The organism is Microcystis sp. LE19-84.1B, assembly GCF_027531875.1.
GTDB lineage: Bacteria > Cyanobacteriota > Cyanobacteriia > Cyanobacteriales > Microcystaceae > Microcystis > Microcystis panniformis.
Genome location: NZ_JAPZSR010000388.1, coordinates 1 through 2,337 on the forward strand (window position 1 = coordinate 1; position 2,337 = coordinate 2,337).

The 2,337-nt window shown below is 45.0% G+C and carries 3 protein-coding genes and 2 pseudogenes; all 5 read right to left on the reverse strand.

The features are described from left to right. Positions 1 to 282: 282 nt before the first annotated feature. Positions 283 to 594 carry a DUF4164 family protein gene (locus O9324_RS21810; protein ID WP_002772590.1) on the reverse strand — a complete coding sequence of 104 codons (312 nt, stop codon included), beginning with the start codon at positions 592 to 594 and terminating at the stop codon, positions 283 to 285. 58 nt (positions 595 to 652) lie between these two features. Then, a complete protein-coding gene (locus O9324_RS21815; protein ID WP_288141294.1) occupies positions 653 to 982 on the reverse strand; it encodes a shikimate dehydrogenase in 330 nt (109 codons plus the stop codon). A gap of 85 nt (positions 983 to 1,067) precedes the next feature. After that, positions 1,068 to 1,211 (reverse strand): annotated as a pseudogene (locus tag O9324_RS21820) (DUF4164 domain-containing protein); the annotation flags it as partial. Next, a complete protein-coding gene (locus tag O9324_RS21825) occupies positions 1,207 to 2,031 on the reverse strand; it encodes a hypothetical protein (RefSeq protein WP_002769784.1) in 825 nt (274 codons plus the stop codon). The gene O9324_RS21825 and the pseudogene O9324_RS21820, both read right to left, overlap by 5 nt. Positions 2,032 to 2,115: 84 nt before the next feature. After that, a pseudogene (locus O9324_RS21830) lies at positions 2,116 to 2,337 on the reverse strand (magnesium-protoporphyrin IX monomethyl ester (oxidative) cyclase); the annotation flags it as partial.

The following is a 2,337-nucleotide window of genomic DNA, read 5'->3' on the forward strand; positions in this document are numbered from 1 at the left end:
TTGGTATCAGAGCTATCAGATTTTTAGGGCTAATTGTGCAGCTGCTGGGCAAACAAATTAGCCTGTAATTCAGAGCCGGCAATCATTTTGACGATTTAGATAAAATTTTCAATGTGACAGTTGAGGGTGCGGAATGTGGGATAATAAGGTTTTAGGACTGATCGTCATCATGACTAATAATGCCGATAAATGGCTACTAAAAACCCCAAAATCCCCAAAACCCTAATTCCCCAAAACCCCAAGTTCCCATTTCAGGTTAGGTTTAAGTATCGGGGGTAACTTCTAGGGATTGGGGAAAAAACCAAAAAGTTTAGCAGCGCCTCCCAAGACAGCGACCACCAAAGCTATCAGAATCCCCCGGTTGGTGAACTCCTGATAACCAACCCGTGCCGTTAATCCCTCGATTTTCTCGTCTAATACTTTAATATCGCCTTTTAACTCGGCCTTGAGTTCGGCCTGTCCGATTTCTACTTTGGTTAGCCGGTCCTCTACCTTGTCAAATCTCTCATTCATGCGTTTTTCAAGGGAGTCGATTTTACTCTCAATTCTGGTTAGGACAGCTTCTAGGGAATAGGTGACGGTTTCGTTAGACATTTGCTAAACTCCTAAAGTTATCAATAGTTTTCTTTTCGGGGTGTGAGACTGGAGAATTTTAGGGATTGTTACCGAGGAAAAGAATTCTGATAGCAACGGTGATAATTGCACCGATAGCGGCACTCATGGCACCGATAAGGATAGGGACAATCAGACCTCGAAAACCCTGTAGGTCAGAAATAGCCTTAACTAGAGTGTATTGCTCATTTTCTACTTTTTCTAGTCTTTTATCCATCCCTTCGACTTTCTCAGTTAGTTTAGCTTGTCCTACCTTTAAATCATTTACATCTCTTTGCAGGGTATCGATTTTCTGATTGACTTCCTTGATGCTGTCTTTAATTTCCTTAAGGACCGATTCTAGGGAATAGGTGACGGTTTCGTTAGACATTTTGCCATACCTCTATACAGTTTGGGTTTTTTGAGCGGTCATTTATTATGCTCATAAAGCTCGTAGCCTTGCCTAGTAGTCAGTTCTAGGGATTGGGGAAAAAACCAAAAAGTTTAGCAGCACCTCCCAAGACAGCGACCACCAAAGCTATCAGAATCCCCCGGTTGGTAAATTCCTGATAACCAACCCGTGCCGTTAATCCCTCGATTTTCTCGTCTAATACTTTAATCTTCTTGACAGGCTTCTTGGACAAGATGGACAACAATTGTCGGCTCGGCGGCGGAAGCCAGTAACATGGTAATAAGACTGCCTATTTCACCCTCTGCTCCCACCGCTAGGAGCTCCCCAACAAGTGCAGAGGTCAGAGGACATTGCTGCTCAACAAGAGCGATGGGAAGTTTCTCCCAAGGGTCAATTCCTTGCCGTTCTGCTGCCAGAATTCTCTTGAAGACCTCTTGAAGAGTCGTCTGGTCCTGAAGCGAAGGCATGAGTCGTACTACGGCGAGAGCGCAAACAGGTTTTTTGAGTGCCTCTAGCAACGCATAAGCAGCGTTGAAGGAACGAGTCTGGTGGTTTAATTCTCTTAAGGCTTCTATCATCAGCGTTCTAAACAACTCTTCATCACATCGTTGAGCGACCAGTTCTTGGACCGCCCGCGCCCGTGCTAGGTTTTTTGAGGTGAACCAATCAGGGCATGAAGCCAGAAGCACTCGTACATCCTCAAAATCAAGGATTCGTGGCGGCTTGAAGTAAGCGAGCAGCTCAGTTCGCAACAGTTCATCAGTAGCCGATGAGTAAACCCGCTCTCGCACAATCTCGACCAGTTGTTGTTGAATGCCCTCATCAGCGATCGCTAGAAGCTGAAGGTAGGCTTTGAGAGCAGCCGAATAATCGCCCTGTTTAAGCTGGTGCAAGAGGCGCTCATAGCGATCTTGTTCTTTCTCGACCGGGTTTCCACTGCCCAAGGCATTGAGGTACACTTCCCTGTCCGAGTCAGTTTCAGCAAATCCCGCCAGCCGCTCAAAAATTCTTCGAGAAAAACTTTCCATGATTAACTCTTTTTGCGCTCGTCTTCAAACCTCAAACTCAGTGAACTGAAAACTCACATCTGATAACTGATCACTGATAACTGATTAAAGTACCATTTCTCTGGTGGCTTCTGCATCTATGGGTTTAATCAGATACAATCGCAATAGGTCCCCGAAGATACCTAACTGTAAGGGTAGCTTACGCATTGTTTTTAGCCATTGGGGAGCGCTACTTTCATCGATCGCTTTTAATTGTAAATTACGTTCGGCACAACGGTTTAAACGAGGGAAAAATTGGGGATGCTCCACATTTAAAATGGTGGGAAA

Excerpts from the sequence above, each read along its gene's own strand:
- O9324_RS21810 (WP_002772590.1), bottom strand. The coding sequence starts at position 594 with ATGTCTAACGAAACCGTCACCTATTCCCTAGAAGCTGTCCTAACCAGA.
- O9324_RS21815 (WP_288141294.1), bottom strand. The coding sequence starts at position 982 with ATGTCTAACGAAACCGTCACCTATTCCCTAGAATCGGTCCTTAAGGAA.
- O9324_RS21825 (WP_002769784.1), bottom strand. The coding sequence starts at position 2,031 with ATGGAAAGTTTTTCTCGAAGAATTTTTGAGCGGCTGGCGGGATTTGCT.